Source organism: Vibrio floridensis (assembly GCF_021852965.1).
Classification (GTDB): domain Bacteria; phylum Pseudomonadota; class Gammaproteobacteria; order Enterobacterales; family Vibrionaceae; genus Vibrio; species Vibrio floridensis.
On record NZ_JAKGCY010000030.1, the window covers coordinates 1 to 6,382 of the forward strand.

Annotated in this window: 6 protein-coding genes; all 6 read left to right on the forward strand. The window is 40.3% G+C overall.

The genetic code is table 11. The features are described from left to right. Positions 1-1,037 precede the first annotated feature (1,037 nt). Entirely contained in the window at positions 1,038-1,679 is a 642-nt protein-coding gene (locus LZU85_RS19975) for a hypothetical protein (RefSeq protein WP_237288314.1), read from the forward strand. Between the two features lie 157 nt (positions 1,680-1,836). Next, on the forward strand, positions 1,837-2,709 hold the full coding sequence (locus tag LZU85_RS19985) for a DUF6602 domain-containing protein (RefSeq protein WP_237288316.1): 873 nt from the start codon (positions 1,837-1,839) through the stop codon (positions 2,707-2,709). 716 nt (positions 2,710-3,425) lie between these two features. Next, a complete protein-coding gene (locus LZU85_RS19995) occupies positions 3,426-3,644 on the forward strand; it encodes a DUF6500 family protein (protein ID WP_017420731.1) in 219 nt (72 codons plus the stop codon). Positions 3,645-3,860: 216 nt separating this feature from the next. After that, positions 3,861-4,574, forward strand: a complete 714-nt coding sequence (locus LZU85_RS20005) for a Fic family protein (protein ID WP_000126165.1) — start codon at positions 3,861-3,863, stop codon at positions 4,572-4,574. 134 nt (positions 4,575-4,708) lie between these two features. Continuing rightward, the gene (locus tag LZU85_RS20015) at positions 4,709-5,404 is read left to right on the forward strand and encodes an SDR family NAD(P)-dependent oxidoreductase (RefSeq protein WP_237288318.1); all 696 of its coding nucleotides are present in this window, start codon (positions 4,709-4,711) and stop codon (positions 5,402-5,404) included. 691 nt (positions 5,405-6,095) lie between these two features. Continuing rightward, positions 6,096-6,382 (forward strand): hypothetical protein (locus LZU85_RS20025; protein WP_217909375.1); only part of this gene is annotated, 287 nt, incomplete at its 3' end.

Sequence of the window (6,382 nt, forward strand, 5' to 3'; positions counted from 1 at the left end):
TATGCGGTAACTTTTGTAGTGAAAGTGGTCTGCGGAAAGTTGGTTTGTGCGGCACTCACCCCTTAACGCGGCGTTAGCTTAAAACAATTAAAATCAACGGGTTGTGGTCTTTTCTTTCTTCCTTTGGCCATTCGTTCAGGTTTCTCGGCAAATCAGCATTGTTTGCCAGCGCAAGTTTTGAGCAGTTGCCTCAATGGAGTTTTAGGATTGCGCGAGGTTAGCAAGCTTGGCTTAAAGTCGCTTTGGAAGTTTTGCTTTCGCTTTGAGTTCTCCGAAGATGAATTCTCAAAATTTGCTGGTTTCAAAGCAAATGAACGGCTACAAAGTTTGAATCAATTCGGGGTTTAAAACTCAAGTGGTTTGTTGGTTTTCCAAATCAGGTTAATCTCGGGCTTAGTAAATCTAAGGTGCTGAAATTTAAGCTAACAAACTGCTTAAGTGGGATTCGCAATGCGTGGCATTTTTAGCATGCGGTGAGTTTTGTGATTAAGTTGATGTGCGGTAGCTTTTGTAGTGCATTGCTCACCCCTTAGCAGGGCGTTATGTTTAATCGCGTAAAATCAGTTGTTTGCACTCTTTTTTGTCCACGCAGCTTTCAAGTTTTTCCCTTGTCGGCAAGCTAACTTCAGTGGTCGCTGTTTTCTGGACTCCTATTCGCGGGCGCGAAAAATTCAGATAATTGCCTCATTGAAATCCAGTGTGTTGGCGAGGTGAGTGAAGTGTTCTCAATTTCAAAGTTAGAGTTCCAGTTTTCGGTTTTTCACGCTAAAACTCAATGTTCGTAAAATCAAATTTATGAGTTAATTCAGTTTTTTAGCTTCTGGTTTTGGTTTTCAAAGCTAAGTTGAGTTAGGCTCTTGGTATCGTAAAACTTAACCCTTTAAGTTTTAAACATAACAAGGCGTTCAAGAAGGATTCATGCCGCGTGGCATTTTTGGTATGCGGTTAGTTTTGGTGGTGAAAGTGGTCTGCGGAAAGTTGGTTTAGGCGGCATTCACCCCTTAACGCAGCGTTAAGTTTATAATGGAGTTCAATAATTGATCGGAAAATCAGATTTTACAGTCGTATATGTTTCAGCCATAGTTTTAATCTCGTTTGGGCTCCTGATTGGGATAAACCTTCCAAGCGAAGGTGATATTAAATGGACAGACATATTGTCCTCAGTTTCCAATCTTGCTATGGCGGTAATTGCATATTTGGCATTAAATGTATGGAAATCTCAATTAAAGCACTCCAAGCGGGTCGAACAAATTGAAACCTTAAGAATGCAACTCGATGTATTAATAAGTGCGTTTAATACAAAACTATTGAGGGTATATGACCAAAAACGCAATGACGTAGGCGATTTACTAGATAGTTTCAATCCTTGTGAACAATATCTGAACAATAAGAAAGAATATGAATGCAATCACATTCATGAACTTAATGAAGCGATTAAAGAGTACACGTTCAACTTAGATAACTATCAGTCATCGTTTGGATATCCACTTCCAGAATCATTGATGTTTACAGAAATTAAAAAACATCTAGATGAGCTTGAGCAAAAACTTTATTGCTGTTATTTGAATCAAGAGAAAGCATTTCCAGTATTTTATAATTCAGTTTCATCCAAATTGTCTAACTATCGGATCCAAATGCAAGCTGATCTAAAAGATGAAATGAGTGCGCTTTGGAAATAAACTTAACAAACGGTTCAAGAGGGACAGCCAACGCGTGGCATTTTTATTATGCGTTGGTTTTTGTGGTTATGATGTTATGCGGAAGCTTGGTAGTGGCGTTGTCTGCCCCTTAACCGGGCGTTATGCCACTAGAGATGGCTAGTCACAGGAGGACTATTTGGAAAATTACTATACTGCCATTGCTAATATGTTATTAACTGAAGTTGAGTTGATAAATGGCAGCTTTCAGCATGAAGGCGTAAAAGGCTCAGGGAATGAATTAGCTCTCATGAACTTGCTGGCTAAATTCTTGCCTGACGAATATGGAATTGATACAGGCATTATTGTGAATCAATCAGGAGAACAGGCTAGGCAGTCCGACATAATTATCTATAAAAAAAGTTTATTGCCGCGATTTTTGAGTCTTACTGAAACTAAGTATTTTCCTGTTGAAAGTGTATTGGTAGTCATAGAGGTGAAAACAACGCTAACTAAAGATGCTTTTGCAAAAGCAACTGAAAATCTATGCTCTGTGAAAGATATTATGCCCCCAGGTCATAAGCTAGCCGTCATCGCCTTCTCATTTAAATCTAATGTCCAAAGCTTGGAAACTGTTAACAAATGGCAGAAGGAAAACATCGGGTTCAAAATTCCTTACATATTTATGCTCGACCATGGTTTTATAAAGACACCAATAGAAACTGGCGTGCCGGAAGAAAGCCTGTGCCATTTCGAAGATAGCGATGAACAATTTTATACAAGTGAAGACTCTGAATATTTAGTGTGCTTCAAGAAGGGGGCAAGGCACTGGAGTGTATTCAATCAAAGCGGTTCCCAATATCCCTTGTCCAAACTACTCAAAGAAACAGTTGTTGTTGATCAGGCGAAAGTACTTGCATGTTTCCTATTGGTCTTAATAGGTTTACTGGAAAGTGTTCAAGAGAATAGTAATGTTGGTTCACAGTTATTGAAAAACTATATGCCACTGAAATACAAGCGTTTCTTGGTGATCAATGAAGACCGCAGTGGTTTAGCCCGAGCGTTACTATAAAGCAAAGTGGCATAACAAACGCTTCAAGAGGGACAGCCAACGCGTGGCATTTTTGCTATGCGTTGGTTTTTGTGATTACGGTGTTATGCGGAAAGTTGGTAGTAGCGTTGTCTGCCCCTTAAGCGGGCGTTATGCTTAATCACCTAAAATCAGTGGTTTATGGTTTTTCTTTGTTCCCTAGGCTTTTCAGTTTTGTGTTTGTCGGCAAGCTGGCTTTTTTGAGCGCTGTTTTTCGGACACTCATTCTTTGGCGCTAAAAATTCTGAGAATTGCCTCATTCAATTCTTGGGCAAGCGCGAGGTTAGGGCGGTTGGCTCAATCAGAAATCCATTTCTAGGTTTTCAAACTTCAAACCAGATTTGCCAAAATCCAAAGTCTGATTATCAAAACTATGATTCATTTCGGTTTTCTACGTTTTGGCTTTTGTTTGTAAATCAAAGTCGAGTTAATCTTGGTTCTGGTCAAACGTAAGTCATTGAAGCTTAAGCATAACAAAGCGTTTAAGTGGGATTTGGCACGCGTGGCATTTTCAGTTTGCGTTGGGTTCGGTGATTAAGTCGCTGTGCGGTAGCTTTTGTAGTGCGTGCCTGCACCCCTTAACGCGGCGTTATGGCTTCTTTCAAAAGTTACACTGGTTGGATGAACAGTGTTTATTGTTTGTGTTCTATTCGTTGTGTAAAGTATTGTTTTTACTTTAATCAAAGAGGGCATAATGAATGCGTGAATCCTTACGCTGTAAAGTGCTAGATGTTTGTGCTAAGAAAATCGCACAAAAGGGTGAGAATGTTGGTGTTTCATTTTATGCATTTTTCGCTAATAAAAACGACGATCCAATGTTGTTAATGGAAGCAGCTACTTGGTGGATTCAAACTCACCAGCTAGATCACTTCGAAAAAGCCAACAAAATCATAGAAATGATTAAATCAGGCAAGTAAAGAACACCTTAAGTCCAAGCCATAACAAGGCGTTTAAGCGGGATTCATGCCGCGTGGCATTTTTGGTTTGCAGTGAGTTTTTGTGGTGAAAGTGGTCTGCGGAAAGCTGATTTATGCGGCATTCACCCCTTAACGCAGCGTTAGCCGACTTCTACCACCTTACTCATCAGTAAGTGTATACTTAGCCAAGTTTTACTTACATTGAAGAAGAACACCATGACAGCATTGACAGATAACATGTGGAATATGAAACCAAATATACCGTTGGCTAAACAACTTGCCAAAAGAGATGTACCAGCTTTGGTTTATGACGCTGTTAACCTCGAGGGTGTTGCAATGACTTTACCTGAGGTGCAAACCATTCTTGATGGGATCACCGTAGGTGGCCATCGTATTAGTGATCAAAATATGGCAATGAACCAAGCTCGAGCATGGGAGCTCATTTTTGGCTTAGTTGATCAAGGTGAGTTTCAATTTAATAAAGAAACCGCCTTAAAAATCCACAATATCGCTGGCAAAGAAGAAGCATTAGAGTGGGGTAAATTTCGCTCTGGTTACGTTTCTATTACGGGTTCAGAGTATGAGCCTCCGGCTCCAGATGCGTTGGACGAAAAATGGCTTGAAGTTGAGAGTCAGGTGAATAGCGAATCTGATGTTTACGATCAAGCAATTACTGCATTTTTACAAATGGCACGCGCTCAATTTTTTTGGGATGTTAACAAACGTACAGGCCGGTTCATGATGAACGGTATTTTGTTAGCTAACGGTTTCCCTATCATTAATGTGCAAGCCAAGCGTCAGCAAGAGTTTAATACGCTCATGCTCGACTTCTATTCTTCTAATGACATGACAGCAATGAATAAGTTTTTACGTAGCTGTTTGGATGAAAAAATTATTCGTAATTTCAAGCTAGATCTGAAAATCGGCTAACAAACGCTTCAAGAGGGACAGCCAACGCGCGGCATTTTTACCATGCGTTGGTTTTTGTGATTACGAAGTTATGCCGAAAGTTGGTTGTAGCGTTGTCTGCCCCTTAAGCGGGCGTTAAATTGCAATGGAGTGACATGAAAAGCGTACTAATTACAGGTGCAAATCGTGGATTAGGGTTAGCTCTAGCTCATGAATTTGACAAACATGACTATCGTTTGTACTTGGTTGTTCGCACGAATAACGCTAAGTCTGAATTAGCTAGAGATTTCCCACAAGCTAAAATCCTAGTCAGCGATGTTACATGTGATAGTTATGAATCAAAGCTAAGTGAGTGGCTAGAATTAGTGACTCTCGACTTAGTGGTAAACAACGCTGGCTCGGGTACAAAAGCGCCAACGTTAAAATCTACTCGTCCAGAGTATCTGAGGAAAGAATTTGAGACTAACTGTATTGCTGTCTTGTCTACTGTGAAAGGAAGTTTAGATTCATTACAACGTTCAGCAGAGCCATTAATCATAAACATCAGCTCTCGTAGAGGATCACTTAAGATGCAGTCTGAGTTAGCTGCGAAGGGCTCAGGGTGTTCATATTCTTATCGTATAAGCAAAGCAGCACAAAACATGCTGACCCTATGTCTTGCAGATGATCTCGAAGACTTAGGTATCAAAGTAGTAGCAATACACCCCGGAAGGCTTCTAACCGCAATGGGTTCAAGTGATGCGGATATGTCACCAAAGAAATCAGCTAGTCAAATTCTTGATCTAGTAGAGAACAAGCGATTAAACAATCGTGACTATATAAGTGTAGAAACTGGTGTGCTCCCTTGGTGATGCAATTTAACAAGGCGTTTAAGAGGGATTTGGCACGCGTGGCATTTTCGGTTTGCGTTGGGTTCAGTGATTAAGTCGCTGTGCGGTAGCTTTTGTATTGCGTGCCGGCACCCCTTAACGCGGCGTTATGTTTAATCACGTAAAATCAGTTGGTTGCATCTTTTCTTTGCTTTCTCAGCTTTCTAATTTTGGTCTTGTCGGCAAGTTACGTTTAGTGGTCGCTGTTTTCTGGACTCCAATTCGTGGGCGCTAAAAATTCAGAGAGTCGCCTCATTTAAGTTCAGTGCGTTTTTGAGTCGAATGACGCGATCTTAGTTTCAAAGTTTGAGCTCCAGTTTTCGGTTTTTCACGCTAAAACTCAATATCAGTAAATTCAAATTTATTAGTTAATTCAGTTTTTTAGCGTCTGGTTTTGGTTTTCAAAGATAAGTTGAGTTAAGCTTTGGTATCGCAAACTTAACCCTTTGAGCCTTAAACATAACAAGGCGTTTAAGCGGGATTCACGCCGCGTGGCATTTTTGGTTTGCAGTAAGTTTTGGTGGTGAAAGTGGTCTGCAGAAGCTTGGTTTATGCGGCACTCACCCCTTAACGCTGGGGTTATGAGCCTCGTACATATTGTACACAGTTGTAGAAATTGCAGTACTAACGCTAGTGGTACAGCTAAACCAATAGTCATGGAGGACATTGAAGAATGTTGGAAAAAGTAGAGCAAGTACTTGATAGAAATGATTTATCTTATAAAACTGTAGGCAACTCACTGCACCTAAAGTTGGCTCGAGCAGGCGGAAAAGTCACAATCAAATATGACTATTCGACAAATTCGTACCTATATAGTTGTAATGAGTACCTATTAAGTTTCTCTAGCCTCATTTTCTTTGTTCTATCTTTCAACACGTTATACCAGCCTGACAAACAAATGTGGTCTGGCTATGTGGCTGGGTGCATGTTTGCAGCAGCAGTGTTTAATCTATTCCAAAT

Excerpts from the sequence above, each read along its gene's own strand:
- LZU85_RS20015 (WP_237288318.1), top strand. The coding sequence starts at position 4,709 with ATGAAAAGCGTACTAATTACAGGTGCAAATCGTGGATTAGGGTTAGCT.
- LZU85_RS20005 (WP_000126165.1), top strand. The coding sequence starts at position 3,861 with ATGACAGCATTGACAGATAACATGTGGAATATGAAACCAAATATACCG.
- LZU85_RS19995 (WP_017420731.1), top strand. The coding sequence starts at position 3,426 with ATGCGTGAATCCTTACGCTGTAAAGTGCTAGATGTTTGTGCTAAGAAA.